Source organism: Brevundimonas nasdae (assembly GCF_016654005.1).
Lineage (GTDB): Bacteria > Pseudomonadota > Alphaproteobacteria > Caulobacterales > Caulobacteraceae > Brevundimonas > Brevundimonas nasdae.
In genome coordinates, this window is the sequence record NZ_JAEPWN010000007.1 from 1 (window position 1) to 23,928 (window position 23,928).

26 protein-coding genes, 1 pseudogene and 1 riboswitch are annotated in these 23,928 nt (G+C 67.7%); of the genes and pseudogenes, 21 read left to right on the plus strand and 6 right to left on the minus strand.

Annotated elements, in window-relative coordinates:
• Nucleotides 1–82, plus strand: a pseudogene (locus JKF87_RS11310) (IS5/IS1182 family transposase); the annotation flags it as partial.
• Nucleotides 83–322: 240 nt separating this feature from the next.
• Here the strand turns inward: JKF87_RS11310 and thiC are convergent.
• A complete protein-coding gene (thiC, locus tag JKF87_RS11315; protein ID WP_236261322.1) occupies nt 323–2,233 on the minus strand; it encodes a phosphomethylpyrimidine synthase ThiC in 1,911 nt (636 codons plus the stop codon).
• A 57-nt stretch (nt 2,234–2,290) separates the two neighbouring features.
• A riboswitch (TPP riboswitch) is annotated at nt 2,291–2,400 on the minus strand.
• A gap of 83 nt (nt 2,401–2,483) precedes the next feature.
• On the opposite strand from thiC, the gene JKF87_RS11320 reads away from it, so the two are divergent.
• From JKF87_RS11320 to JKF87_RS11330, 3 genes are all read left to right on the plus strand, one after another.
• Nucleotides 2,484–3,422 (plus strand): nucleoside hydrolase, encoded by a 939-nt coding sequence (locus tag JKF87_RS11320; protein WP_201100006.1) that lies wholly within the window; start codon nt 2,484–2,486, stop codon nt 3,420–3,422.
• A complete protein-coding gene (locus JKF87_RS11325; RefSeq protein ID WP_201100007.1) occupies nt 3,419–4,267 on the plus strand; it encodes a ribokinase in 849 nt (282 codons plus the stop codon). Before JKF87_RS11320 ends, JKF87_RS11325 begins: the two co-directional genes overlap by 4 nt.
• 88 nt (nt 4,268–4,355) lie before the next feature.
• Nucleotides 4,356–6,821, plus strand: coding sequence for an alpha/beta hydrolase family protein (locus JKF87_RS11330; protein WP_201100008.1), 2,466 nt, complete (start codon nt 4,356–4,358; stop codon nt 6,819–6,821).
• A gap of 18 nt (nt 6,822–6,839) precedes the next feature.
• Here JKF87_RS11330 and JKF87_RS11335 read toward each other — a convergent pair whose 3' ends face one another.
• Nucleotides 6,840–7,970 carry a zinc-dependent alcohol dehydrogenase family protein gene (locus JKF87_RS11335; protein WP_201100009.1) on the minus strand — a complete coding sequence of 377 codons (1,131 nt, stop codon included), beginning with the start codon at nt 7,968–7,970 and terminating at the stop codon, nt 6,840–6,842.
• 178 nt (nt 7,971–8,148) lie between these two features.
• Between JKF87_RS11335 and JKF87_RS11340 the strand changes: the two genes are divergently transcribed.
• Nucleotides 8,149–8,583, plus strand: a complete 435-nt coding sequence (locus JKF87_RS11340; protein WP_201100010.1) for an acyl-CoA thioesterase — start codon at nt 8,149–8,151, stop codon at nt 8,581–8,583.
• 99 nt (nt 8,584–8,682) lie between these two features.
• The gene (locus tag JKF87_RS11345) at nt 8,683–10,422 is read left to right on the plus strand and encodes a cellulase family glycosylhydrolase (protein ID WP_201100011.1); all 1,740 of its coding nucleotides are present in this window, start codon (nt 8,683–8,685) and stop codon (nt 10,420–10,422) included.
• A 47-nt stretch (nt 10,423–10,469) separates the two neighbouring features.
• On the opposite strand, the gene JKF87_RS11350 is transcribed toward JKF87_RS11345, so the two are convergent.
• On the minus strand, nt 10,470–10,667 hold the full coding sequence (locus tag JKF87_RS11350) for a hypothetical protein (RefSeq protein WP_201100012.1): 198 nt from the start codon (nt 10,665–10,667) through the stop codon (nt 10,470–10,472).
• A gap of 134 nt (nt 10,668–10,801) precedes the next feature.
• Between JKF87_RS11350 and JKF87_RS11355 the strand changes: the two genes are divergently transcribed.
• The 3 genes from JKF87_RS11355 to JKF87_RS11365 all read left to right on the plus strand — a co-directional run bounded on the left by JKF87_RS11355 (nt 10,802) and on the right by JKF87_RS11365 (nt 12,713).
• Nucleotides 10,802–11,575, plus strand: coding sequence for a YebC/PmpR family DNA-binding transcriptional regulator (locus tag JKF87_RS11355; RefSeq protein WP_201100013.1), 774 nt, complete (start codon nt 10,802–10,804; stop codon nt 11,573–11,575).
• Nucleotides 11,576–11,732: 157 nt separating this feature from the next.
• Nucleotides 11,733–12,251, plus strand: coding sequence for a hemerythrin domain-containing protein (locus tag JKF87_RS11360; protein WP_201100014.1), 519 nt, complete (start codon nt 11,733–11,735; stop codon nt 12,249–12,251).
• A gap of 12 nt (nt 12,252–12,263) precedes the next feature.
• Nucleotides 12,264–12,713 (plus strand): hypothetical protein, encoded by a 450-nt coding sequence (locus JKF87_RS11365; RefSeq protein WP_201100015.1) that lies wholly within the window; start codon nt 12,264–12,266, stop codon nt 12,711–12,713.
• Nucleotides 12,714–12,724: 11 nt separating this feature from the next.
• Here JKF87_RS11365 and JKF87_RS18505 read toward each other — a convergent pair whose 3' ends face one another.
• The 3 genes from JKF87_RS18505 to JKF87_RS11375 are packed head-to-tail and all read right to left on the minus strand — an operon-like array spanning nt 12,725 to nt 14,476.
• The gene (locus tag JKF87_RS18505; protein ID WP_275945253.1) at nt 12,725–12,853 is read right to left on the minus strand and encodes a hypothetical protein; all 129 of its coding nucleotides are present in this window, start codon (nt 12,851–12,853) and stop codon (nt 12,725–12,727) included.
• The gene (locus JKF87_RS11370) at nt 12,850–14,079 is read right to left on the minus strand and encodes an MFS transporter (RefSeq protein ID WP_201100016.1); all 1,230 of its coding nucleotides are present in this window, start codon (nt 14,077–14,079) and stop codon (nt 12,850–12,852) included. The genes JKF87_RS18505 and JKF87_RS11370 overlap by 4 nt, the downstream gene beginning before the upstream one ends.
• Nucleotides 14,072–14,476: a MarR family winged helix-turn-helix transcriptional regulator gene (locus JKF87_RS11375; protein WP_201100017.1), complete on the minus strand. Its 405-nt coding sequence runs from the start codon at nt 14,474–14,476 to the stop codon at nt 14,072–14,074. The genes JKF87_RS11370 and JKF87_RS11375 overlap by 8 nt, the downstream gene beginning before the upstream one ends.
• Before the next feature lie 96 nt (nt 14,477–14,572).
• Here JKF87_RS11375 and ruvC point away from each other — a divergent pair, with 96 nt between their 5' ends.
• From ruvC to JKF87_RS11435, 12 genes are all read left to right on the plus strand, one after another.
• Nucleotides 14,573–15,091, plus strand: coding sequence for a crossover junction endodeoxyribonuclease RuvC (gene ruvC / locus JKF87_RS11380; protein WP_201100018.1), 519 nt, complete (start codon nt 14,573–14,575; stop codon nt 15,089–15,091).
• Nucleotides 15,088–15,705, plus strand: coding sequence for a Holliday junction branch migration protein RuvA (gene ruvA, locus JKF87_RS11385; RefSeq protein ID WP_201100019.1), 618 nt, complete (start codon nt 15,088–15,090; stop codon nt 15,703–15,705). The genes ruvC and ruvA overlap by 4 nt, the downstream gene beginning before the upstream one ends.
• Nucleotides 15,702–16,736: a Holliday junction branch migration DNA helicase RuvB gene (gene ruvB, locus JKF87_RS11390; RefSeq protein WP_201100020.1), complete on the plus strand. Its 1,035-nt coding sequence runs from the start codon at nt 15,702–15,704 to the stop codon at nt 16,734–16,736. Before ruvA ends, ruvB begins: the two co-directional genes overlap by 4 nt.
• A gap of 38 nt (nt 16,737–16,774) precedes the next feature.
• The gene (locus JKF87_RS11395; RefSeq protein WP_201100021.1) at nt 16,775–17,137 is read left to right on the plus strand and encodes a hypothetical protein; all 363 of its coding nucleotides are present in this window, start codon (nt 16,775–16,777) and stop codon (nt 17,135–17,137) included.
• Nucleotides 17,138–17,146: 9 nt separating this feature from the next.
• Nucleotides 17,147–17,608, plus strand: coding sequence for a tol-pal system-associated acyl-CoA thioesterase (gene ybgC, locus JKF87_RS11400; RefSeq protein ID WP_201100022.1), 462 nt, complete (start codon nt 17,147–17,149; stop codon nt 17,606–17,608).
• 24 nt (nt 17,609–17,632) lie between these two features.
• On the plus strand, nt 17,633–18,058 hold the full coding sequence (locus tag JKF87_RS11405) for a hypothetical protein (protein WP_201100023.1): 426 nt from the start codon (nt 17,633–17,635) through the stop codon (nt 18,056–18,058).
• A gap of 196 nt (nt 18,059–18,254) precedes the next feature.
• Nucleotides 18,255–19,007 (plus strand): protein TolQ, encoded by a 753-nt coding sequence (gene tolQ / locus JKF87_RS11410; protein ID WP_201100024.1) that lies wholly within the window; start codon nt 18,255–18,257, stop codon nt 19,005–19,007.
• A 3-nt stretch (nt 19,008–19,010) separates the two neighbouring features.
• Nucleotides 19,011–19,466 (plus strand): ExbD/TolR family protein, encoded by a 456-nt coding sequence (locus tag JKF87_RS11415; protein WP_201100025.1) that lies wholly within the window; start codon nt 19,011–19,013, stop codon nt 19,464–19,466.
• A 4-nt stretch (nt 19,467–19,470) separates the two neighbouring features.
• Nucleotides 19,471–20,451, plus strand: coding sequence for an energy transducer TonB (locus JKF87_RS11420; RefSeq protein ID WP_201100026.1), 981 nt, complete (start codon nt 19,471–19,473; stop codon nt 20,449–20,451).
• Nucleotides 20,452–20,548: 97 nt separating this feature from the next.
• Complete coding sequence (gene tolB / locus JKF87_RS11425) at nt 20,549–21,931, plus strand: Tol-Pal system beta propeller repeat protein TolB (RefSeq protein WP_201100027.1); 1,383 nt, start codon at nt 20,549–20,551, stop codon at nt 21,929–21,931.
• Nucleotides 21,932–22,074: 143 nt separating this feature from the next.
• Nucleotides 22,075–22,632 (plus strand): peptidoglycan-associated lipoprotein Pal, encoded by a 558-nt coding sequence (gene pal, locus JKF87_RS11430; protein WP_201100028.1) that lies wholly within the window; start codon nt 22,075–22,077, stop codon nt 22,630–22,632.
• Nucleotides 22,633–22,744: 112 nt separating this feature from the next.
• Nucleotides 22,745–23,896: a DUF3667 domain-containing protein gene (locus JKF87_RS11435; protein ID WP_201100029.1), complete on the plus strand. Its 1,152-nt coding sequence runs from the start codon at nt 22,745–22,747 to the stop codon at nt 23,894–23,896.
• The last annotated feature ends 32 nt before the right edge of the window (nt 23,897–23,928 follow it).

Consider the following 23,928-nt stretch of genomic DNA (forward strand, 5'->3'; position numbering starts at 1 on the left):
TGTCGCCACGCGCTATGATCGATGCCCGACCGTCTTCCTCTCCGCCATAGCTCTCGCTGCAACCGTCCTCTTCTGGCTATGAGTCCTGAGCCTAACGCGTCTTCGAAAAAATCATCGAGATACGTATGGACAAAACTTGAACGTCTTCGGCTCCTCACCGCACCTTCTACTCTTGGCTGAACTCTAGGCGCGACACCTAGTTGACACTCCGACTATCACGGTTGTGATAATCTGATATTCTCAGGTAAAAACAGTGGATTGGCGCGAGGCGAATTTAAGCAGCCTCGCGTCCATAGTTCTGCCCAGTGCCTGATCTGAGCGTCTACACCTTCACCTCAATCTCCCCGCCCCCGGCCCTGAACTTGGCGCTCATCTCGGCCATGCCCGCCTCGGCGTCCGTCAGGCTGGCGCCCGCGTCGTTCTGGGCCTTGGCGGCGTCGCGGATGTCCTGGCTGATCTTCATGCTGCAGAATTTGGGTCCGCACATGGAGCAGAAGTGGGCGGTCTTGTGGGCTTCCTTCGGCAGGGTCTCGTCGTGGTATTTGCGGGCGGTTTCGGGGTCTAGACCCAGGTTGAACTGGTCCTCCCAGCGGAACTCGAACCGGGCGCGCGACAGGGCGTCGTCGTGCAGGCGGGCGGCGGGGTGGCCCTTGGCCAGGTCGGCGGCGTGGGCGGCGATCTTGTAGGTGATGACGCCGTCCTTGACGTCCTGACGATCCGGCAGGCCCAGATGCTCCTTGGGCGTGACGTAGCAGAGCATGGCCGTGCCGAACCAGCCGATCATGGCCGCGCCGATGGCGCTGGTGATGTGGTCATAGCCCGGCGCGATGTCGGTGGTCAGCGGGCCAAGCGTATAGAAGGGCGCCTCGTGGCAGTGTTTCAGCTGCTCATCCATATTGGCCTTGATCTTGTGCATCGGCACGTGGCCGGGGCCTTCGATCATGACCTGGCAGCCCTTGGCCCAGGCGATTTTCGTCAGTTCGCCCAGGGTGCGCAGCTCGGCGAACTGGGCCTCGTCATTGGCGTCGGCGATGGAGCCGGGGCGCAGGCCGTCGCCGAGGCTGAACGAGACATCATAGGCGCGCATGATGTCGCAGATGTCCTCGAAATGCTCGTAGAGGAAGCTCTCCTTGTGGTGGGCCAGGCACCACTTGGCCATGATGGAGCCGCCGCGTGAGACGATGCCGGTCACGCGCTTGGCCGTCATCGGCACGAAGGGCAGGCGCACGCCCGCGTGGATGGTGAAATAGTCCACGCCCTGTTCGGCCTGTTCGATCAGGGTGTCGCGGAACACCTCCCACGTCAGGTCCTCGGCGATGCCGTTCACCTTCTCCAGCGCCTGATAGATGGGCACGGTGCCGATGGGGACCGACGAGTTCCTGATGATCCAGTCGCGGATGTTGTGGATGTTCCTGCCCGTCGACAGGTCCATGACGTTGTCGGCGCCCCAGCGGGTGGCCCAGACCAGCTTGTCCACCTCGTCATCGACGCTGGACAGGACCGCGCTGTTGCCGATGTTGGCGTTGATCTTCACCAGGAAGTTGCGGCCGATGATCATCGGCTCGACCTCGGGGTGGTTGATGTTGTGCGGGATGATGGCGCGGCCGCGGGCGATCTCCTGGCGCACGAACTCGGGCGTCACGAAGTCGGGGATCGAGGCGCCGAAATCCTCGCCGTCGCGGATGCAGGGGGCGTTCTGCTCGCGCCGCATGTTCTCGCGGATGGCGACATATTCCATCTCGGGCGTGATGATCCCGGCCTGGGCGTATTCGTACTGGGTGACGGGGCGGCCCTCGACGCCCTTGAACACGCGGTGGTTGGAGGTGTCGAAGCGGGGGGCCAGGTGCTTGCCGCTGGCGTGGCCGTTGTCCTCGGGCTTGACCTCGCGCGGGTTCAGGACCGGGGCGATGTCGCCGCGATCCAGTTGCCACGACGACTTCACCCTGGGCAGGCCCTTCTTGATGTCGATGGTCACGGCCGGGTCGGTGTAGGGGCCCGACGAGTCATACATCGTCACCGGCGGCTCGTTGGCGGACGGGTGGACGGCGACCTCGCGGAACGGCACGCGGATGTCGGGATAAAGCTCGCCCGCCACATAGACCTTCACCCCGCCTGCGCGCGGGCCGGTGGGGATGCGGCCGTGCTCGGCGGCGACGGCCTTGCGCGCATCGGCCAGAGGCAGCTCGATGTTGGGCTCTTCCGGCAGGGCGGGGGGCGTGACTTGAATATTCATGGCGGCCTCAAAAACGTTTGAGGTCCGCCGACGTCGGGCGTGTTGGTCCTGTGGTTTGGACCGGCAGCGTACTCATCCCTTCGCCGGCATGACCCGGATCAGGTTCGACGGGTCAGAGGAGAAACCTCTATCTCAGCCGCTCGATTGCGACCCCCCGGAGAACAGCATCAGGGTGACGCCGTGTCGGGCCTGCGTCAAGCGCCGGTCGCCGGGGCTTGCCGCGAGGGAGGCGGGCGGCCTAGTCAGGGGCGTGACTGTTCAATCCTTGATAATCGACTGCGACCCCGGCGTGGATGACGCCGTGGCCCTGTTCCTGGCCTTCGCCGCGCCCGAGCTGGAGCTGCTCGCCGTAACCACCGTCGGGGGCAATGTTCCCGCCCACCTGACCCAGCGCAATGCGCGGATCATCCGCCAGATCGCCGGACGCGAAGACGTGCCGGTTCATCGCGGCGCCGAACGCCCGCTGAAGCGTCCTCCTGCAGGCGCGGGCGCGTTTCACGGCGCCGAGGGGCTGGGCGATCTGGAGCCGTTCGAGCCTGCGGGCATCATTGGCGACGGCCCCTCCGCCAACGCCATCGTCGATCTGGTCATGAGCCGCCCGCAGGGATCGGTCGCGGTCGCCGTGATCGGGCCGATGACCAATCTGGCGCTGGCCATGCGGCGCGAGCGGCGGCTGGCCGAATGGCTGGGGCCGGTCGTGGTCATGGGCGGCGCGCGGGCGGAGGGCGGCAACATCACCGCCTCGGCCGAGTTCAACATCTGGGCCGACCCGGAGGCGGCGGCGGTGGTCTTCGGATCGGGCTGTCAGGTGATCGTGCTGGGTCTGGACGCCACCCATCAGGTGCGCGCCGACGAAGACCGGATCGCCGCCATCGAGGCGGTCGACAGCGAGGCGGCGCGCACCGCCGCCGCCCTGCTGCGCTTCTCCCAGCGGGTCGAGCGGGAGGTGGTCGGCGGCGAGGCCTCGCCCCTGCATGACCCCTGCACCATCGCCTGGCTGATGCGGCCAGACCTGTTCCAGACCCGGCCCTGCCGGATCGAGGTCGAGACCAACTCGGACCTGACGCGCGGCCATACGGCGGTGGAGTTCCGGGTCGATCCGGCGACCGCGCGCCACCACTGGGCGGTTGCGGCGGACGGGCAGGGGGTGTTCGATCTGATCGTCGAGACCCTGAGGAACGCGGCATGAGGATCACCGTCGTCGGTTCGATCAACCTGGATCTGGTCGCCACCGCCCCCAGCCTGCCTGCGCCGGGCGAGACGGTGACGGGCGCGACCCTGGCCCGCCACCCCGGCGGCAAGGGCGCCAATCAGGCCTTCGCCGCCGAGAAGCTGGGCGCCGAGGTCAGTCTGATCGGCCGGGTCGGCGACGACGCCATGGCGGGCGAGGCCCTGTCGCTGATGCAGGACATCGGCGTCGATCTGGCGGGGGTCGAAGTCGATGTCGCCGCTCCGACCGGGGTGGCTCTGATCGCCGTCGATCCGTCGGGCGAGAACCAGATCGTCGTGGCGCCTGGAGCGAACCTGATGGTCACGCCGGAACAGCTGCCCCAGCGGATCGAGGGCGCGCTGATCGTCCAGCTGGAGCTGCCCGTCGAGACGGTCGAGGCGGCTGTGGGGCGGGCGACCGGCTTCGTCTGCGCCAATCTGGCGCCCGCCGCGCCGGTGTCGGAGCTGCTGCTGCGCCGCGCCGACCTGATCGTGGTCAATGAGACGGAAGCCGCCTTCTATGGCGACGGCCTGCATCACGGCGGGGGGCGCGTGGTGGTGACCAAGGGCGCCAAGGGCGCGGCCATGTACCAGCGCGGCGTCGAGATGGCCTGGGCGACCCCGCCCGTCATCACCGCCGTCGACGCCACCGGCGCCGGAGACGCCTTCGTCGCCGCGATCACCGTGGCCCTGCTGGAAGGCATGGACCCGGCTGAGGCGCTGAAGTTCGCCTGCGCCGCCGGAGCCTTCGCCGCCACACGCCCCGGCGCCCAGCCGTCAGCGCCGGAGCGCGCGGACGTAGAGGGGTTGCTGAACGGGGGCTGAGGTTATGTAACACTGTAACGGCGAAAGAGGGTGTCGCTGGTCTGTCCGTGTCGCTAGTCTGGTTGGGAAAACTGTGGGGTTTCCAATCATGATGATGCGTGTGCGTGGCGCCGGGCTTGTGCTGGCGACGGTGTTGCTGGCTTCGGCGGCGGGCGGGGCCTTGGCTCAGAATGCGGGGCAGGCCCCGGCGGTGAGCGCCTATCAGCAGCCGCCTGCGCCCATCGCCGACATTCTGGACGCCAAGCCGACGCCCGCGCCGATGTTGAGCCCGGATCGGCGCACGCTGGCGCTGCTGGACCGGTCGAACCTGCCCAGCATCAAGGCCCTGGCTGAGCCGATGCTGCGGCTGGGCGGATCGCGAATCAATCCCCGCAACAACGGGCTGGCGGAAAGCCGCGTGGCCTGGCTGACCGGCCTGACGCTGCAGGCCGTGGACGGCGGCGCGCAGCGTGTCGTCGCCCTGCCCGCAGGCGCGCGCTTCACGGCGGTGCGTTTCGCGCCGGACGCCAGGAGCCTGGCCCTGGTCATGGACCGCCCGACGGGGCTGGAGCTGTGGGTCGTGGATGTGGCGACGGCGCGGGCGCGCAAGCTGACCGATCCGGTGGTCAATATGACGGGCGGAAGCGGCTATCAGTGGCTGCCCGACAGTTCGGGCGTTCTGGTCGAGGCCGTGCCTGCAGGGCGCGGCCCGGCGCCGGATGTGAGCGGCGCGCCGACGGGACCGAATATCGATGAGACCGCCGGTCGCGTGGCGCCGGTCCGCACCTATCAGGACCTGCTGTCGAACCCGGGCGACGAAGCCCTGTTCGATCATTATTTCACGTCCCAGCTGACGCTGGTTCCGTTGAATGGACGGGCCCGGACGATCGGCCAGCCCGCCGTGCATCTGGACGTCACCCTGTCGCCGGATGGGCGTTACATCCTGCAGGAGATCGCCAAGCGGCCCTATTCCTATGTGGTGCCCAGCGGGCTGTTTCCGACCGACATCCTGGTCACGGACCTGAACGGCCGCGTCGTGCGGCAGGTGGCCAGCCTGCCGCTGCGCGATGATGTGCCGACCGCCTTTGACGCCGTGGCGCCGGGGCCGCGCTCGGTCGACTGGCGCGCGGACGCTCCCGCCACCCTGACCTGGGTTGAAGCCCTGGACGGCGGCGACATCCGTCGCGAGGCCGAGTTCCGCGACCGCGTCTTCATGCAGGCCGCGCCCTTCACCGCCGAGCCGGTCAAGCTGATCGACCTGAAGGAGCGCTATGGCGGCGTCAGCTGGGGCAAGGACGATCTGGCCATCGTTTACAGCCGTTGGTTCAACACCCGGCACGAAACGCGCTTTGTGGTCGATCCGTCCAATCCGGGGCAAGAGCGGGTGCTTCTGGAGCGCAACTATCAGGCCCGCTACGACAATCCGGGCATGCCGGTGACCCAGCCGAACGCGGCGGGCCGTTCGGTGATCCGTTTTGCGCCGGACGGGAAGATCCTGATGTCGGGCGCAGGCGCGACGGCCCAGGGCGAGTTCCCCTTCCTGGCGGCCATGGACCCGGCGACGGGGCGCAGCGAGCGGCTGTGGACCTCGGCCAACACCGACTATGAGGCGGTGGTCGGCTTCCTGGATGCGGAGGGCAGACGCGTCGTCACCCAGCGCGAAAGCCGCCTGGACCCGCCGAACCTGCAGATCCGCGACCTGACGGACGGGTCTGTCACCCGCCTGACCAACTTCCCCGATCCGGCGCCGCAGTTGGCGGAGGCCACCCGCCAGCTTGTGACCTATGAGCGGGCGGACGGGGTGAAGCTGTCGGGCACGCTGTATCTGCCTGCAGGCTATGACAAGGACCGCGACGGCCCCTTGCCGATGCTGATGTGGGCCTATCCGGCCGAGTTCACCGACGCCTCTGTCGCCGGACAGACCGTGGATGTGCAGAACCGCTTCGTGCGTCCGGGGGGCGCCAGCCACCTGTTCCTGCTGACCCAGGGCTACGCCATCTTCGACAACCCCTCCATGCCCATCATCGGCAAGGACGGGGCGGAGCCGAACGACACCTATGTCGAGCAACTGACGGCGGACGCCCAGGCGGCGGTCGATGCGGTGGTGCGGATGGGGGTTGCGGATCGGGACCGGATCGCGGTCGGCGGCCACAGCTACGGCGCCTTCATGACGGCCAACCTCTTGGTCCACACCGACCTGTTCCGCACCGGGATCGCGCGGTCGGGCGCCTATAACCGCACCCTGACGCCGTTCGGCTTCCAGGCCGAGCAGCGCAACTACTGGGATGCGACCGAGGTCTATACCGAGATGTCGCCCTTCACCTACGCCAACAAGCTGAATGAGCCGATCCTGCTGATCCACGGCGAGGCGGACGACAACTCGGGCACCTTCCCGGTTCAGTCGGAACGCTTCTATGCGGCGCTGAAGGGGCTGGGGGCGACGGCGCGTTATGTCACCCTGCCGCTGGAGGCCCACGGCTATCGCGCGCGGGAATCGGTGGGCCACACCCTGTGGGAGATGACCCGCTGGATGGACCTGTATGTGAAGAACGCGCCCCCGCGCGCGGCGAAGTAAGAGACGACGGGCTGGTGGTCAGGGCCGGACCACCAGCCGGACCACCTCGCCGGCGTGCAGGCGGTCGAAGCCCGTGTTGATGTCGTCCAGAGGAATGACGCCGCTCATCAGGCGGTCCACCGGCAGGCGGCCCTGGCGGTACAGGGCGACGTAGCGGGGGATGTCGCGGCTGGGCACGCAGGCGCCGATGTAGGAGCCTTTCAGCGTGCGCTCCTCGCCCACCAGAGACACCACATTGACGGCAAGGGCCGCATCGGGCGGCGGAATGCCCGCCGTGACGGTGGTTCCGCCGCGCCGGGTCATCTTCCAGGCGTTCTCAAGCGCGCGGACCGATCCGGCCATTTCGAAGGCGAAGTCGGCGCCGCCGCTGGTCAGGGCGCGGACCTGATCGACCGCATCGGGATCGGCGGCGTTGACGGTCTGGACAGGACCCAGACTGCGGGCCAGGGCCAGCTTGTCCTGCGACAGATCGACGGCGACGACGGGGCTGGCGCCGCTGGCCAGGGCGCCCAGGACGCTGGCCAGACCCACGCCGCCCAGGCCGATGACGACGACGCTCTGGCCCGCCTTGACCGCGGCGGTGTTCACGACAGCGCCCACGCCGGTCAGGACGGCGCAGCCGAACAGGGCCGCCTCTTCGAACGACAGCTCCGGGTCGATCTTGACCAGCGACCGGCGCGACACCACCGCCCGTTCGGCGAAGGCCGAGCAGCCGAGGTGGTGGTTGACGGCTTCTCCCTCGCGGAAGATGCGGCGTCCGCCCGCCAGCAGTTCGCCCCGGCCATTGGCGGCGGCGCCCGGCTCGCACAGGGCGGGGCGGCCCCCGGCGCAGGGGGCGCAATGGCCGCAGGACGGCATGAAGACCATGACGACGTGGTCGCCGATCTGCAGGTCGTTCACCCCCTCGCCCAGGGCCTCGACCACCCCCGCCGCTTCGTGGCCCAGGGCCATGGGCAGGGGGCGGGGGCGGTCGCCGTTGATGACGGACAGGTCCGAGTGGCACAGACCCGCCGCCCTGATCGCCACCAGAACCTCGCCGGGGCCGGGCGGCGACAGGGTGACGGTTTCGATCGAAAGGGGACGGCTGTCTGCATAGGGATGCCCGGCGCCCATCGCGGACAGGACAGCGGCTCTGGTCTTAATGCTCATGCTCAAGCCTTTCTTTGTGCGCTATCGCTGTCGACGCGGTCGCCAGCTGCTTGAGCGCGCGGTCGCCGCGCGTTCGTGATCGCTGCGTCACCGATAGGCGCTTGACGCCACGTCGTCCAAGCCCGAGCGTTCAACCTCAGACGGCGAGCGAACGCCGTGCTTGGGGAGATGAGGAACGATGGCGAAGCGTGACGAAGGCGCCCTGGCGGAGCGGGCCACCTACCGGGCCTTTCACATGGTCTCGACCCGCTGGGCGGACAACGATCAGTACGGCCATATCAACAACGCCAAATTCTACGAGTTCGTGGACTCGGCGGTGAACGCCCACCTGCTGATCGCCAATGCGCTGGACGAGTCCATCGGCCTGGTCGTGGATTCGGGCTGCCGCTACACCTCGTCGCTGAAGTTCCCGGACGTGATCGAGGTCGGGATCAAGGTCGACCGCATCGGCACCTCCAGCGTCAGCTATGGGTTCGCCGTCTTCAAGCGCGGCGTCGACGTGCCCGCCGCCATCGGCCATTTCGTCCATGTCTATGTGGATGCGGAAACGCGTCGGCCCAAGCCCCTGCCGACCAAGCTGAGAGCGGTCGTGGAGAACCTGAAGGCGGGCTGACGCCCTGACACAAGGCGTGATCGTCGCAGCTCCGCTTCGGCTCTGGCGTTTCAAATCTTTCCATGTGAACGTTCCCAAAAATCACGTTGGGAGGACGTCATGAGGAAGAACTGGATTGCGGCTTCGGTCGCAACGGCGGCGCTGTGTCTGTCGGCTGGGTTGGCGGAGGCGCAGAGCTTCCTGCGCGCGGACGGCACGCGGATCGTCAACGAAGAGGGTGAGCCCGTCATCCTGCGCGGCATGGGTCTGGGCGGCTGGGTGCTGCAGGAAGGCTATATGCTGCAGCTGGGCGAACTGGGTCAGCAGCACGTCATCCGCGCGCGCATCGCCGACCTGATCGGCGAGGAGAAGACCGAGGCCTTCTACCGCGCCTGGCGAGCCAACTACACGACCAAGGCCGACATCGACGCCATGGGGCGCTGGGGCTTCAACTCGGTGCGCATCCCGCTGCATTACGACCAGCTGACCCTGGCTGCCGATCAGGAGCCGGTCGCGGGCCAGGACACCTGGAAGGAAGAAGGCTTCAAACAGATCGACGACCTGCTGGACTGGGTGAAGGCCAACGGCATGTACCTGATCCTGGACCTGCACGCCGCGCCAGGCGGCCAGGGCTCGGACCTGGCCATCGCGGACCGTGACCCGAACAAGCCGTCCCTGTGGGACAGCGCCGAGAACCAGAGGAAGACGGTGGCGATCTGGCGCAAGCTGGCTGAACGCTATGCCGACGAACCCTCCATCGGCGCCTATGACATCATCAACGAACCCAACTGGAACTTCGAAGGCGCCGAGCCCGGCAACGGCTGCAACGAAAACAGCAATGCGCCGCTGCGCAAGCTGATGGTCGACATCACCGCCGCCATCCGCGAGGTGGACAAGCGCCATCTGGTCATCATCGAGGGCAACTGCTGGGGCAATAATTATCGCGGCGTCATGCCCCTGTGGGACGACAACATGGCGATCAGTTTCCACAAATACTGGAACGCGACGGACCGGGATTCCATCGCCGAGTTCCTGAAGCTGCGCGACGAGAACAACGCCCCGATCTGGCTGGGCGAGTCGGGCGAGAACTCCAATCGCTGGTTCACCGAAACCATCGCCACGGTCGAGAACGAGGGCGTCGGCTGGGCCTTCTGGCCGCTGAAGAAGATCGGCTTCAACCAGCCCCTGGAGATCACGCCCAATGCGGGCTGGCCTGCCCTGGTGGCCTATCTGACCGGCAAGGGACCGCGTCCGTCGGCGGCAGAGGCCGAGCGCACCCTGATGCAGCTGGCCAATCACGACATCCTCTACGAGAACAATTTCAAACACCACGACGTGGTGGACGCCATGATCCGCCAGCCGCATTCGGACGTCGCCATTCCCTTCGTGGAGCGTCGGTTCGGACGTCAGGGCGGGGTGATCCGGGCGGCGGACTATGACCTGGGGCGGTCAGGCGTGGCCTGGTCCGACGTCTATGATTCGGACACCGACGGGCCCGGGCCGCGCGATCCCTGGTGGAACACGGGCCGCACATGGCGCAACGACGGCGTGGACATCGCCATCGACGCGGGCCAGCCCGTCGTCGCCGAGTTCGAGACCGGAGAATGGCTGCGTTACACCCTGACGGCGGATCAGGCGGGCGCGCGCCCGATCACGGTCGTCGGTTCGGGCGGGGGCCGGGTTTCGGTGTCGCTGAACCGCGGGACGCCGGTGGAGGTGAACCTGCCCGCCGGTCCCGGCTGGCATGAGGTCGCCACATCGGCCCTGAACTTCCAGCAGGGAACCAACACCCTGATCCTGAAGGTCGAGGACTGCACGTCCTGCACGGTCAAGGCGCTGAATATCGGCGCGGTGCGCTAAGAGGCGGAGGTCTGGCCATGCCTGCGCCCGGCATGGCCAGCCCTGTTTCAGTCGTCCAGGCGGTTGAGCAGGAACAGGGCCGTGGCGGTCAGTGCGCCCAGGGCGAAGGCGCTGACCACGGCGCCGGTGGCGATGGCCGTCGGGATGGTGATGGGGCGGGCCTCGTACCATTCGACAATATCGGCGTCGAACAGGTCGTCGTCGGTGTAGCCTTCGGCTTCATAGATGGTGTCATCGGCGTTCATGGCTGCACTCCGTCTTGCTCGCGGGGGATCAATACCCGCAAACGGTCGAGGTTCCACCTTTTCAGCCTGTCGTGACACGATGGCCCTCATCCGCTAGACGCGCGACAGGTTCCAGCACTCTCGAAGACGATCCCATGGCCGGCCACTCGAAATTCAAGAACATCATGCACCGCAAGGGACGCGCCGACGCGCAGCGTTCCAAGCTGTTCTCCAAGCTGTCACGCGACATCACGGTGGCGGCGAAGTCGGGTCTGCCTGACCCGGCCGCCAACCCGCGCCTGCGTCTGGCGGTCAACAACGCCAAGGCCGAAAGCCTGCCCAAGGACGTGATCCAGCGCGCGATCAACAAGGCGGCGGGCGGCGACGTCGATAATATGGAGGAGGTCCGCTACGAGGGCCGCGGCCCCGGCGGCGTCGGCATCATCGTCGAGGCCCTGACCGACAACCGCAACCGCGCCGCCTCCAACATCGGCGCGGCCTTCAAGAAGAACGGCGGCGCGCTGAGCGAAATGAACTCGGTCGCCTTCATGTGGGATAAGGTCGGTCAGATCATCTACAAGGCCGAGGCAGGCACCGAAGACGAAGTCATGGAGGCCGCCATCGAAGCCGGCGCCTCGGACGTCGAAAGCGATCTGGTCAAGCCGGACATCTATGAGGACGCGCCGGGCCACACCATCTGGACCGCCTTCGAGGACCTGAACGAAGTCGCCGACGCCATGTCCAAGGTGCTGGGCGATCCCAAGTCCACCGCCATCGTCTGGAAGCCCCAGTCCGAAGTGCCCGTCACGGGCGAGGCCGTCGGCACCCTGCTGAAGCTGCTGGACGCCCTGGACGCCGAAGACGACGTGCAGAACGTCTATTCCAACGAAGACATCTCCGACGAAGACGCCGCCAAATACGCGGGCTGAGGTCGGGTTGAAACGCGCGGCGGGATGCTGGCCCTCCGCGCGTGTCCTGGCTCGTTCAGGCGCCAGACGAAGCTAGAGCAAAGCTTGCGAGTCGTTAGCGGGGAACCCGGCGGGCGGGAGGCGATTAGTTTCGTTCAAGCCTTGCCGGAGCGCCCTGATGGACATCACTCAACTGATTCTCGACGACCATGCGGAACAGCGTCGCCTGTTCTCGATCATCGAACAGATTGATCCCAAGGACATCGAGGCGCTGAGCGCGGTCTGGGGGCGGTTGTCGGCCTTTCTGGATGTGCACGCCGAGGCTGAGGAACGGTTCTTCTATCCCGACCTGATGAAAAAGGGCGACGGCGCCAATGACGCCGAGGACGGCACGGTCGAAGGCGAGACCGAGGACGCCATCGAAGACCACAACAAGCTGCGTGACGCGGTGAAGGCGGTCGCCAAGCACAAGGTGGGCACCAAGGCCTGGTTCGAAGCCGTGGGCGAGGCGAACGTCGTCAACTCCAAGCACATGGGCGAGGAAGAGCGTCAGGGCCTGACCGACTTCCGCCTGAACTCCAGCGTGGCCACCCGCCATGATCTGGCGGTCAAGTTCGCGGCCTTTGAGGCGGCCAACATCACGGGCGTGAAGCCGGTGAACAAGGACCCCGAAGCCTATGTCGAGAAACACGCCTGACGGACGCCGCTGATGCCGGAACATGATCCACGCCTTGATCTGCCGGGCAGCGCCAGTCCGCCCATCGACGGCTCTCGCTGGTTCTGGGTCAAGCTGGCCGCTTGGGGCGGGGCGATCGTCCTGTTGTTGTGCGCCGCCGCTGTGGTTACGATGGGCGTCTCATCCCTGTTGAACCGCGAAAAGGCCGAGCCTGGGCCGACCGAGCGTGTCGTCGTCGAGACGGTTGATGTTCCGGTTCAGGCGCCGGCGGCGGTCGAACCGTCCCGCGCCGCGCCGGACGTCGTGCGGCCGCCGGTCGATCCCATCTACGCCCCGGCCACGCCTGAGCAGATCGCGCCCTTCTACATCCCGCCGGAACGGGCTTCAGGCCAGACGGCGGAACCTGTAGTCAGGGAGGCGCCGCCGCCTGCTCCATCCCCGGCTGAGGCGGCGCCCAAACGGCCCCGGCTGATGCAGCACTGAGGCGCGGGGCTTCAGGCGCAGAAGGCGATGGCGGCGTCCAGCCAGACCGCGACACCGACCCGGCCCCACAGCCATATGGCCCCGCCGATGGCCAGCAGGGCCAGGGCGCCCAGACCGACCCGGATCGCGCGGGACTTCATTCCGCCGCCAGGGGCGAGGCTCGGCCGCGCACCAGCGGCGCCTCCCTGATCGGGGCGTTGGCCGCCGCCGCCGTCAGGGCCAGGCCGATCGAGACGATCCACATCAGCATGTACGAGCCGGTCGCATCAAAGGCCACGCCGGCCAGCCAGGCGCCGAAGAAGGCGCCGATCTGGTGGTTCATGAAGACGATCCCCGCCAGCGCCGACAGGTTCCGCAGCCCGTAGATCTGGGCCACCAGGCCATTGGTCAGCGGCACGGTGCCCAGCCACAGGAAGCCGAAGGTCGCCGCGAAGATCAGGGCGCTGGCGGGCGACAGCGGGACCAGGATGAAGACGACCAGCGTCACGGCCCGCAGGCTGTAGAGCAGCACCAGCAGGTTCTTCTTGGACCCCTTGGACCCCCATGCGCCCCACAGCCACGACCCGGCGATGTTGAACAGGCCGATCAGGGCCAGACAGTTGGCGCCCACGGACGGCGACAGGCCCAGGTCGCGCAGATAGGCGGGCAGGTGGGTGCCCACGAAGGCGATGTGGAAGCCGCAGACGAAAAAGCCGAAGTTCAGCAGCCAGAAGCTGGGATGGGCGAACGCCTCGGCCAGGGCGGCCTTCAGCGGCGGACCCTCGACCCTGCCACGCGCAGGCGGCTTGCCCGCCACGCCCAGCGCCGCCGGGATCATCAGGGCGGCCACCGCCGCCAGAATGAACAGGGTGATGCGCCAGTCATAGGCGTCCAGCAGGGCCTGGGCGGCGGGCACCACCAGAAACTGGCCGAACGAGCCGCCGGCGGTGACGATGCCGAAGGCCAGGGTCCGCTTCTCGGGCGGCACGATCTTGCCCACGGCGCCCAGCACGACCACGAAGGTCACGCCCGACATGGCCAGACCGACCATGGCGCCGAAGCCGATCATCAGGCCCAGAGAACTGGCCGCCAGAGCCGACACGACAAGACCGCCCGCATAGACCAACCCCCCGATCACCGCGATTCGTCCCGCGCCATGCTTGTCGGCCATGGCGCCGATGAAGGGCTGGATCAGGCCGAACAACAGGTTCTGGGCGGCGATGATCAGGCCGAAGGTCTGGCGGTTGATCTCCAGCTCCATGCCCATCGGCGTCAGGAACAGGCCGAACGACTGGCGCACCCCCATCGACAGGGTGACCATGGTGGCCCCGGCCAGGATCATGATCCAGGCGCGACGGGACATCGGGGAGGGGGCGGCGTCAGGCATGGGTCTCGATTTCGTGCAGCAGGTCGATCAAGGCGGCTTCGCGTTCGCCCAGGGTCTGGCTGACCCGGCCCTGGGTCTCCATCCAGATCGGCCGCGCCAGATCCAGGCGTTCGCGCCCGGCGCCGGTCAGGGTGAAGCGTTGGACGCGGCCCGGTTCGGCCGCGACCCAGCCCTGGCGGATCATCGGCTGGAGGGTGCGCCACATGGCGCTTTTCTCGTGGGCGGTGCGCTCGGCGATCTCGTTCAGGCTGGGCAGGTCCAGCTGCGCCAGATTCCGCAGGATCGAGAACTGGTTCACCGTCAGCCCGACCGGCGCCAGGGCGGCGTCATAAAGGCGGCTCAGCGTGCGCGAGGCGCGCCGCAGACGGCCGCAGATGCAGGGTCCATCATCGTTCATTGCATATGCAATACGCCGTCGCGTTGCATATGCAATAGGGATTGTCGGGCCGCTGGTGATTGTTTGCTAACTCTCTTTGCGGCATGAGGGGAACGGATGGCGAACGAACCTGTCAGAATCATCGGGCTGGACCCGGGTCTGCGACGCACCGGCTGGGGGGTGATCGTCAGTGACGGCGCGCGCCTGCGCTGGGTGGCGCACGGGGTGGTGACCCCGCCCGAAAAGGCCCCCTTCAGCGAGCGGCTGCTGCACCTGCTGGATCACGTCGGGGCGATCTGCGCCGATCATGGCTGCGAAGAGGCGGCGGTCGAAGAGGTGTTCGTCAACGTCAACCCGGCCTCGACGCTGAAGCTGGGACACGCCCGCGCCGCCGTCATGCTGGCGCCGGCCAAATGCGGCCTTCTGGTCGCGGAATATTCGCCCAATCTGGTCAAGAAGGCGGTGGTCGGCGCAGGCCATGCGGACAAGAGCCAGATCGCCTTCATGGTCAAACGCCTGCTGCCAACCGCGGGGGATGTGAAGGCCGACGCCGCCGACGCCCTGGCCGTCGCCATCACTCATGCGCAACTGAGGAAACGGTCCTTGCTGGAAACCCTGCATCGAGGCGCCGCATGATCGGGCGTTTGAGAGGCGTGCTGGCCGAGGTCGGCGAGGCGGACTGCCTGATCGACTGTGCGGGCGTGGGCTATATGGTGTCATGCGGGGCCAGGACCCTGGGCCGTCTGCCGGCGCCCGGCGACGAGGCGACGGTCCATGTCCATTCGCAATGGAGCGAGGATGCAGGCCCGCGTCTGTACGGCTTCCTGACGCGGGACGAACGCCGCGCCTTCACCACGCTGTTGGCCATTCAGGGCGTGGGGCCCAAGGCGGCGCTGGCCGTGCTGGACGTGCTTCCGCCGGGCGAACTGGCGGGCGCCGTGGCGCGTGAGGACAAGGCGGCGGTCGCCCGCGCCAACGGCGTCGGCCCCAAACTGGCCCTGCGCATCGTCACCGAACTGAAGGGCAAGCCTCTGGGCGACGTGACCTTTGCGCCCATGGCGCCGGGCGTCCATGTCGAGATTGCTCCGCCCGCACCCAGCCTGGCGGGAGAGGCCGTGTCGGCCCTGCTGGGGCTGGGCGTCGCCGAGGTCAACGCCCGCCGCGCCGTCGATCAGGCCCTGATCCGTCTGGGCGACGAGGCTGAACTGCCTGCGGTCATCCGCGCGGCCCTGCAGGAGTTGGGGCGTTGACCGACCGCATCATCTCCCCTGACGCCGCCCAGGGCGAAGCCTTCGACCGTGCGCTGCGGCCCCAGACCCTGTCCGAGTTCGTCGGCCAGTCGCAGGCCAAGGGCAATCTGAAGGTCTTCATCGACGCGGCGCGGGGGCGGGCCGAGGCGCTGGACCACGTCCTGCTGTTCGGACCTCCGGGACTGGGCAAGACGACGCTGGCGCAGATCGTGTCGCGCGAACTGGGCGTGGGCTTTCGCGCCACCTCCGGTCCGATCCTGGCCAAGGCGGGCGATCTGGCGGCCATTCTGACCAATCTCGAACCGCGCGACGTCCTGTTCATCGACGAGATCCACCGCCTCAGCCCCCAGGTCGAGGAGATTCTCTATCCCGCGATGGAGGATCATGTGCTGGACCTGATCATCGGCGAGGGGCCGTCGGCGCGCTCGGTGCGGATCGACCTGGCGCCCTTTACCCTGGTGGGGGCCACGACGCGGGCGGGCCTGCTGGCCACGCCGCTGCGCGACCGGTTCGGCATTCCGCTGCGGCTGGAGTTCTACACCCCCGAAGAACTGACGGCGGTGGTGCGCGGCACGGCGCGCAAGATGGGCGCGGCCATCGACGAGGCGGGCGCATTCGAGATCGCGTCCCGCGCGCGCGGCACGCCCCGGATCGCCGGACGCCTGCTGCGGCGGGTGCGCGACTTCGCCTCGGCGGAAGGGGCGGAAGTCATCAACAGGCTGGTCGCGGCGCGGGCGTTGGCGCGGCTGGAGGTGGACGAAGCCGGGCTGGACAGTCTGGACCGCCGCTTCCTGAAGGCCCTGATCGAGAACTATGGCGGCGGCCCCGTGGGCATGGACACCCTTGCGGCGGCCATCGCCGAGGCGCGCGATGCGGTCGAGGACGTGATCGAACCCTATCTGCTGCAGCAGGGCTTCATCATGCGCACCCCGCGCGGGCGGATGGCCTGCGCCAAGGCCTACGCCCACCTGGGTCTGTCCGAACCGCCCAAGAACCCGAACGCCGTCGTTCCCGGCGATCTGTTCGACTAGGTCTTGCCAAGCTGGCGGGCGCATCGTTCTTTGCCGCCATGAAACGCAAGACCCGAGACATCTGGCTGATCGGACTGGCGGCGGCGGTTCTGGCGCTGGGCGGGCTGGCCTTCTGGCTGTCGGCGAAGGGGGACCGGATTGATCCGCTGGAGGCGCCGGGCGACCGGGTGGCGCGCCAGATCGAGACCCAGATCGGCCCCGGCGCCGTGCTGCGCTATGCGGAGCCGGGCCAGCGTCGCGGCATGTGCGGCTATGTGGGGCGGACCCGCAAGGGCGAGGCCGTGGCCTTCGTCTCCACCCCCAACCGCATCCTGTTCAGCGACGATCCGATGCCGACCGAGTTCCGGCAAATGCGTGAACGCTACTGTCCCGGCTTCCTGACCGCCCGCCCGAGGCGATAGACTGTCGGCATGAGCGACGATCTTCCCACCGCCGGCCGTTTCGACGGCCATGACCATCTGCTGCCCGTGCGCGTCTATTACGAGGACACGGACTTCACCGGCCTGGTCTATCACGCCAACTATGTCCGCTATTTTGAGCGGGGGCGGTCCGATTTCCTGCGTGCCATCGGGGTGGGCCACAGCGATTTGCTGGAGGACGAGTCCCCGCTGGCCTTTGTCGTCGCCGACATGAACCTGCGCTTCATCAAGCCCGCCCGCATCGACGACGCCCTGGTGGTTCGCACCGTCTATGAGACGGTCAAGGGGGTGCGTCTGATCATCCGCCAGTCGGTCGAGCGGGCGGGCGAGGTGCTGTGCCGCGCCGAGGTCACCGCCGTCTGCATCCATCTGGACGGCCGCCCGCGCCGCCCGTCCAAGGGGCTGATCGAGAAGGTCACGCCGTGGCTGGCGAGCACGGCGCAGGCCGGGTAAAACAGGCGGGTAAAGGGGAGCGATATGAACGATCAAACCATCACCACCAGCGCCGTTATTGTGACTTTTCTGCTGCTGGTTCTTCTGGTCGGCGGGGGTCTGGCCGGTTGTCCCTACTACAAGGTCTGGGAGCGCAAGATGGCCGGGCAGGCCGAACTGCAATACCAGCAGGGTGCGCGTCAGGCCCTGATCGCCCAGGCCGCCGCCGAGGACGAGGCCGCCATCAAGCGGGCCGAGGCCGCCACGCGCCGGGTGCTGGGCTGGACAGACGCCGCCAAGCGCGGCTGCGCCGAACTGGGCCGACCGGGCGACCGCCAGTGCGAGGAGCAGCTGCTGAAAGACGCCGCCACCTATTCCATCGCCAAGGAAGGCCATGAGGGCGTGATCATCAGCGTCGGCGCGCCCGTCTCGGTCGCCGTCGACCCGAACAAGGGCCGTTCGGGCGAATAAGGGCGGGCTGCACAGGCTGTTGATCACAAGCGGCTGATTCCGACCGTTTCCGGGCTCAGAGTAAACCGGCTGGTAACCATTTTCGCGGCTGTCAGAGGGCAGGTGCGACGGTCACGCTGTCGTGCGCGCCACACAATAGTCACGCCTAGTCGGTCGAAGGGAAATGACCGATTTCGAATCCGCCCGGAGCGCCTGAATGACCACGCCCGTCGACGCCTCGATGCTCAATCCCGTCGAGTTGTTCCTGACCGCCGACTGGGTGGTGAAGACGGTGATGATCGGCCTGGCCGTGGCGTCCCTGTGGTCCTGGACCATCATCATCGACAAGGCCTTCCGCTTCACCCTGTTGAACAGGCAGGCGGACGATTTTGAAAAGGCGGTCCAGTCGGGCCGTTCGCTGGAGGATGTGGCGGCCCAGGCCGGACCCCAGCCGGAACACGCCCTGCCGCGGATGCTGGTCATCGCCCTGTCGGACTGGCGCGAGGCGCGCCAGCGCGGGGTGCTGAACGAACATCAGGGCGATCTGCTGATGACCCGCATCGACCGGGCGCTGAACAGCCTGATCTCACGCGAGGGCCAGCGGATCGAGAACGGCCTGGGCGTGTTGTCGGTGGTGGCCACCGCCTCACCCTTCATCGGCCTGTTCGGCACGGTCTGGGGCATCATGAACGCCTTTGGCCGCATCGCGGCGGCCGGCAACACCAATCTGACCACGGTGGCCCCGGCCATCGCCGAGGCCCTGTTCGCCACCGCCATCGGTCTGGCCGCGGCCATTCCGGCCTATATCGCCTACAACAAGTTCTCCATCGACGCGGGCAAGTTCACCGGCCGTCTGGAAGCCTTCGCCGACGACCTGCAGGCCGCCGTGGCGCGCCGTCTGGGCAGCCCGTCCGCCCCGCCGCCGCCGCCCGCGCCGACCAGCGACCTCAGCCTGAACCGGGGCGTCTGAGCCATGGCCATGGGCGGTGGATCAGGCGGCGGCGGTGGTCGCAGGGGACGCAGGGGGCGCAAGGGCCCGCTGACGGAAATCAACGTCACGCCTCTGGTCGACGTAATGCTGGTGCTGCTGATCATCTTCATGATCTCGGCGCCCCTGCTGACGGTGGGGGTTCCGGTCGAACTGCCCAAGACCGAGGCCAGCGCGGTCGAGATCAAGTCGGAGCCCCTGTCGGTCAGCATCGACCAGAACGGCGCCATCTTCATCGGCGACAGCGAAGCCGACTTCAACGACCTGACCACGCGCCTGTTCACCGAGGCGGGCGGGGCGGACAAGGCGGCCGAGCGTCCGGTCTTCGTGCGCGCCGACGGCCGTGCGCCCTATCAGGCCGTGGCCCGCGTGATGGCGCGCCTGAGCGCCAACGGCTTCACCAAGCTGAACCTGATCACCGACACGGCGCCGGAGGCCTGAGCCCTTGCGCCGTCCCAGCCCTGCCATTCTGGGATCCATCGCCCTGCACGCCGGGGTGGTTGCGCTCGCCTTCGTCACCTTCACGGAGAAGAAGGACGAACTGACGCCGCTGGTCGCCTCTGTGCCGGTCTCCATCGTGTCCGAGGAGACGATCCGGGCGGCCGCCGCCAATAATCCGCAGCCCGAGCCCTCGCCTGAAGACGGGGCCACGGCGCCGCCGCCAGAGCCAGAGCCGGAGCCCAGCCCCCCGACGCCTGCGCCTACGCCTGCGCCGCCGCAGCCCGCTCCGCCGCCGCCACCGCCTGCGCCTACGCCTACGCCGCCAAGGCCGACCCCGCCGCGCCCGACGCCGCCTGCACCCGCGCCCACGCCGCGTCCGACCCCGACGCCGACGCCGCCGCGTCCCACGCCGACGCCCCCGCGTCCGACACCGCCTGCGCCGACCCCGCCACGGCCCACGCCGCCCGCCCCCGCGCGTCCGACGCCGCCTGCGCCCACGCCTGCGCGCCCGACGCCGCCGACGCCTGCGCCTCCGACCAAGGGAGCGACGACCGCGCCGCCGCGTCCGACGCCGCCGCGCGCCGAGCCGGGTCTGGATCTGGCCGCCCTGGCCGGACCGCCGCGCAACACCAATAATCCGGGCCGTCCCGCGACAGGCCAGACCGGCGCGGGGACCGCCAGCCGCGCGACAGGACCGCAACTGGCCGCCCTGGGCGCCCAGGTCACGCCGAACTGGAACCTGAACTGCGACCTGCCGGGCATGGACGCACTGGTCATCCGCGTGACGGTGCGCCTGACGGCGGACGGCCATATCGTCGGCTCGCCCCAGCTGCAGGAGCCGCGTTTGGACCCCACATGGCGGGCGGCGTCGGACGCCATGCTGCGGGCGCTGCGGGCCACTGCGCCCTTCAATGTCCCGGCGGGGTTCCAGTCCCAGGAAGTGCCGTTCCGATTCGAGACCGCGCGCCAATGCGCCAATCGCTGATCGGTCGTGAAGTCGCCCCAATCGCCGTGAAGCTGGCGATTGTCACAAGGCCCGGTGATAAGGGTCGAACCTGTCTCAAGAACTTTGGGAGCGCACCATGCGTCTGAACCTTCTTCTGGCCTCCGCGACGGCCCTTGTGATGGCCGCGCCGCTGTTGGTGCAGAGCAGCCCCGTGCAGGCCCAGGCGGCGCCCGCCAACGGCGCTGTGCAGGATGTGGTGGTCGATCAGGGCGTGCTGCGTCCGCTGACCATCGCCGTCGTGCCGTTCCGGGGCGAGCGCGGGTCGGACATCTCCGCCATCGTCAGCGGCAACCTGAAGCGTTCGGGCTATTTCGACCCGCTGAACCCGGCCAGCTTCATCGAGACGGGCCTGACCCTGGCCAACGCCCCTAACTTCCCGCAGTGGACCCAGATCGGCGCCCAGGCGGTGCTGTACGGGGCGGTGACGCCGCGCGCCGACAACCGGGTGGACGTGGGTTTCCGCCTGTATGATCCGTACCGCCAGTGCCAGCTGGTCAGCTATCAGTTCACCGCCACGCCGGAACAGTACCGCCGCATCGCGCACAAGATCTCCGACATCATCTATCAGCGCATGACCGGCGAGCCGGGCTTCTTCGATTCCCGCGTCATCTTCGTGTCGGAAGAAGGCGATCAGCTGAACCGCAAGAACCGCCTGACCATCGCCGACCAGGACGGGTTCCAGCCCATCTATCTGACGCAGGGCGACGAGGTGATCATGTCGCCCCGCTTCTCGCCCAACCAGCCGGACGAGGTCACCTATGTGGCGCTGGGCAAGGACTACAGCCGCATCTATCTGCTGAACCTGACGACGGGGCGCCGTGAGAGCCTGGGCGAGTTCGATGGTCAGGTCCTGGCGCCGCGCTTCTCGAACGACGGCAACAAGATCGCCTTCTCGATCATCAGGAACGGCAACACCGACATCTATGTGATGGACCTGCGCAGCCGCCAGCTGTCGCGTCTGACGACCGATCCCGGCATCAACACCTCGCCGTCGTTCAGCCCGGACGGCAGCCAGATCGTGTTCAACTCGGACCGTTCGGGCCAGCCGCGCCTGTATGTCATGCGCGCCGACGGCTCGGGCCAGCGCCCGATCAGCCGGGGCGGCGGCTCCTATACGGCTCCGGCCTGGAGCCCGACCGGCAATATGATCGCCTTCACCAAGTCGGGCGGCGGGCGCTTCTCGACCGGGGTGATGAACGCCGACGGCTCGGGCGAGCGCATCCTGTCGTCCTCCTATTTCGAGGAAGGACCCAGCTGGGCGCCCAATGGCCGCTACATCATGTTCGCCCGCCAGACGCGCGGCGGCGACACCCGTCTGTGGACCGTGGACCTGTCGGGCCGCGTCGTGTCGCAGGCCGGTTATCAGGGGCGCGGCACCGACCCGGCGTGGTCGCCCCTGCTGGACGGCCCGCCCGCCAACCTGGGCTTCAACCAGGGGCCGGACAGTTGTTCGTCGTAACCGCCTAACGCCGGTTTCCAATAACCGGAGCCTTTAATCTCAACAGTGCGTTATCCGACCTGGCGTCCCCAAATGGACCGGGGCAATAGATACTGCAGCGCTTGAGGCCGCCGTCCTCAAAACATCTTATGGAGACGACCCCAATGAAGACTTCCCGCATCATCACCGTGGCCATGGTCGGTTGCGCCGTCGCCGCGATGGCCGCCTGCACGCGCAAGCCGCCCGTCGACACCGGCATTCCCGGTCCGGCGACCCCGGTCCCGACCCAGCCCTCGTATCCGACCGCCCCGACCGGCCCGATCCAGGGCGGCAATGTCGGTTCGGCCGTTCCCGGCTCGGAACAGGATTTCGTCGTCAATATCGGCGACCGCATCTATTTCGACCTGGACAGCATCGAAGTCCGCCCGGAAGCCCGCCCGCGTCTGGACGCCCAGGCCCAGTGGCTGCAGCGCTATCCGGCGGTCACCATCCGCATCGAAGGCAATGCCGACGAACGCGGCACGCGTGAGTACAACCTGGCCCTGGGCGCCCGCCGCGCCGAGGCCGTCCGCACCTATCTGATCGGCCGCGGCATCCCGGCAAACCGCATCACCACCATCAGCTACGGCAAGGAGCGCCCGATCGCCGAGGGTTCGAACGAGGACGCCTGGGCGCGCAACCGCAACGCCCACACCGCCATCGTCTCGGGCGCGCCGCGCTAAGACGATCTGTCGGATCAGGGATTGGAGGCGTCGGCTGAAAAGCCGGCGCCTCTTTTCTTTTCAGCAGCGCATTTCTAAAGGTCGGCGCAGCAACGCCAGGGGGATCAGGCGCATGGATATCGAAGGTGTCGGCGGCGTCGTGACGGCGGGGCTGGTCGCGGGCGCGATCGAGAAACCCACGGGAACGGCGGGCGAACACGACCACGGCGTCTGTGCGGATTGCGGGGCGGAGACCAGCGGAAACTTCTGCTCGAACTGCGGCCAGCCGACCCATGTCCACCGCACCCTGCTGCACCTGGGCGAGGAGCTGCTGCACGGGGTCATGCATTTCGACGGCCGCTTCTGGCGCACATTGCCGTTGCTGCTGGTCAATCCGGGCAAGCTGACGCGGGAATGGGTCGACGGCAGGCGGACCCGCTATGTCTCGCCGTTGGCGATGTTCCTGTTCACCCTGTTCGTCATGTTCTTTGCGCTGAGCTTCATGCCGCACAAGGAAGAGCACGCCCTGCCTCTGGCGCAGCAGATCGAGGCCCAGCGCGCCGTGGTGGCGCAGGCCGAACAGGTCGTGGCGGCGGCTGAGAAAGAGATCGCCGACATCCAAGAGGCGGCCGAACCCGCCGACGGCGGCCCGCCGCCGTCCGGGATCGGCATTCGCGCCGGCGCTGCGGCGGGCGTGATGGCGGGCGCCCAGGCCGGTCTGAACAACGAAAAGGCCAAGCTGGCGCAGCTGGAGAAGGAAGCCGTCGAAGGGCGCAAGGACGGGCTGACCACCGGCACCTGGCAGGCCCAGGTCGCCGACATGGCCCAGGAGGTCAGCGACAGCGGCCAGAACCACGGCATCGTCGGCGCCGTCGCCAAGAAGCTGAAGAACCCGGATCTGGCGCTCTACAAGCTGCAGCAGACCATCTACAAATTCGCCTTCCTGCTGGTGCCGTTCTCGATCCCCTTCATGGCGCTGCTGTTCCTGTGGAAGCGGGGGTTCACCCTGTACGACCACGGGGTCTTCGTCCTGTATTCGCTGACCTTCATGGCGCTGCTGCTGATGATCGTGGTCCTGCTGGCCACGGTGCTGAAGGGGGCGGGGGTCGTGGCGGGGCTGATCGCGGCGCTGATCGCGCCGGTGCATATGTTCGCCCAGCTCAAGGGCGCCTATAGTCTGCGGGTGTTTTCGGCCCTGTGGCGCACGGTGCTGCTGGTGCTGTTCTGCGAGTTCGTGGCCACGCTGTTCCTGGTGGCGGTCCTGTATCTCGGCTTTGGCCATTGACGCCTTGCGGCGGCCCCAAATCGGTGGAACCT

Excerpts from the sequence above, each read along its gene's own strand:
- JKF87_RS11335 (WP_201100009.1), bottom strand. The coding sequence starts at position 7,970 with ATGAGCATTAAGACCAGAGCCGCTGTCCTGTCCGCGATGGGCGCCGGG.
- ybgC (WP_201100022.1), top strand. The coding sequence starts at position 17,147 with ATGAGCGACGATCTTCCCACCGCCGGCCGTTTCGACGGCCATGACCAT.
- JKF87_RS11435 (WP_201100029.1), top strand. The coding sequence starts at position 22,745 with ATGGATATCGAAGGTGTCGGCGGCGTCGTGACGGCGGGGCTGGTCGCG.
- JKF87_RS11415 (WP_201100025.1), top strand. The coding sequence starts at position 19,011 with ATGGCCATGGGCGGTGGATCAGGCGGCGGCGGTGGTCGCAGGGGACGC.
- JKF87_RS11340 (WP_201100010.1), top strand. The coding sequence starts at position 8,149 with ATGGCGAAGCGTGACGAAGGCGCCCTGGCGGAGCGGGCCACCTACCGG.
- JKF87_RS11375 (WP_201100017.1), bottom strand. The coding sequence starts at position 14,476 with ATGAACGATGATGGACCCTGCATCTGCGGCCGTCTGCGGCGCGCCTCG.
- JKF87_RS11370 (WP_201100016.1), bottom strand. The coding sequence starts at position 14,079 with ATGCCTGACGCCGCCCCCTCCCCGATGTCCCGTCGCGCCTGGATCATG.
- JKF87_RS18505 (WP_275945253.1), bottom strand. The coding sequence starts at position 12,853 with ATGAAGTCCCGCGCGATCCGGGTCGGTCTGGGCGCCCTGGCCCTGCTG.
- JKF87_RS11355 (WP_201100013.1), top strand. The coding sequence starts at position 10,802 with ATGGCCGGCCACTCGAAATTCAAGAACATCATGCACCGCAAGGGACGC.
- JKF87_RS11365 (WP_201100015.1), top strand. The coding sequence starts at position 12,264 with ATGCCGGAACATGATCCACGCCTTGATCTGCCGGGCAGCGCCAGTCCG.
- ruvA (WP_201100019.1), top strand. The coding sequence starts at position 15,088 with ATGATCGGGCGTTTGAGAGGCGTGCTGGCCGAGGTCGGCGAGGCGGAC.
- tolQ (WP_201100024.1), top strand. The coding sequence starts at position 18,255 with ATGACCACGCCCGTCGACGCCTCGATGCTCAATCCCGTCGAGTTGTTC.
- pal (WP_201100028.1), top strand. The coding sequence starts at position 22,075 with ATGAAGACTTCCCGCATCATCACCGTGGCCATGGTCGGTTGCGCCGTC.
- JKF87_RS11360 (WP_201100014.1), top strand. The coding sequence starts at position 11,733 with ATGGACATCACTCAACTGATTCTCGACGACCATGCGGAACAGCGTCGC.
- JKF87_RS11405 (WP_201100023.1), top strand. The coding sequence starts at position 17,633 with ATGAACGATCAAACCATCACCACCAGCGCCGTTATTGTGACTTTTCTG.
- ruvC (WP_201100018.1), top strand. The coding sequence starts at position 14,573 with ATGGCGAACGAACCTGTCAGAATCATCGGGCTGGACCCGGGTCTGCGA.
- JKF87_RS11330 (WP_201100008.1), top strand. The coding sequence starts at position 4,356 with ATGATGATGCGTGTGCGTGGCGCCGGGCTTGTGCTGGCGACGGTGTTG.
- JKF87_RS11325 (WP_201100007.1), top strand. The coding sequence starts at position 3,419 with ATGAGGATCACCGTCGTCGGTTCGATCAACCTGGATCTGGTCGCCACC.
- JKF87_RS11395 (WP_201100021.1), top strand. The coding sequence starts at position 16,775 with ATGAAACGCAAGACCCGAGACATCTGGCTGATCGGACTGGCGGCGGCG.
- tolB (WP_201100027.1), top strand. The coding sequence starts at position 20,549 with ATGCGTCTGAACCTTCTTCTGGCCTCCGCGACGGCCCTTGTGATGGCC.
- JKF87_RS11350 (WP_201100012.1), bottom strand. The coding sequence starts at position 10,667 with ATGAACGCCGATGACACCATCTATGAAGCCGAAGGCTACACCGACGAC.
- thiC (WP_236261322.1), bottom strand. The coding sequence starts at position 2,233 with ATGAATATTCAAGTCACGCCCCCCGCCCTGCCGGAAGAGCCCAACATC.
- JKF87_RS11345 (WP_201100011.1), top strand. The coding sequence starts at position 8,683 with ATGAGGAAGAACTGGATTGCGGCTTCGGTCGCAACGGCGGCGCTGTGT.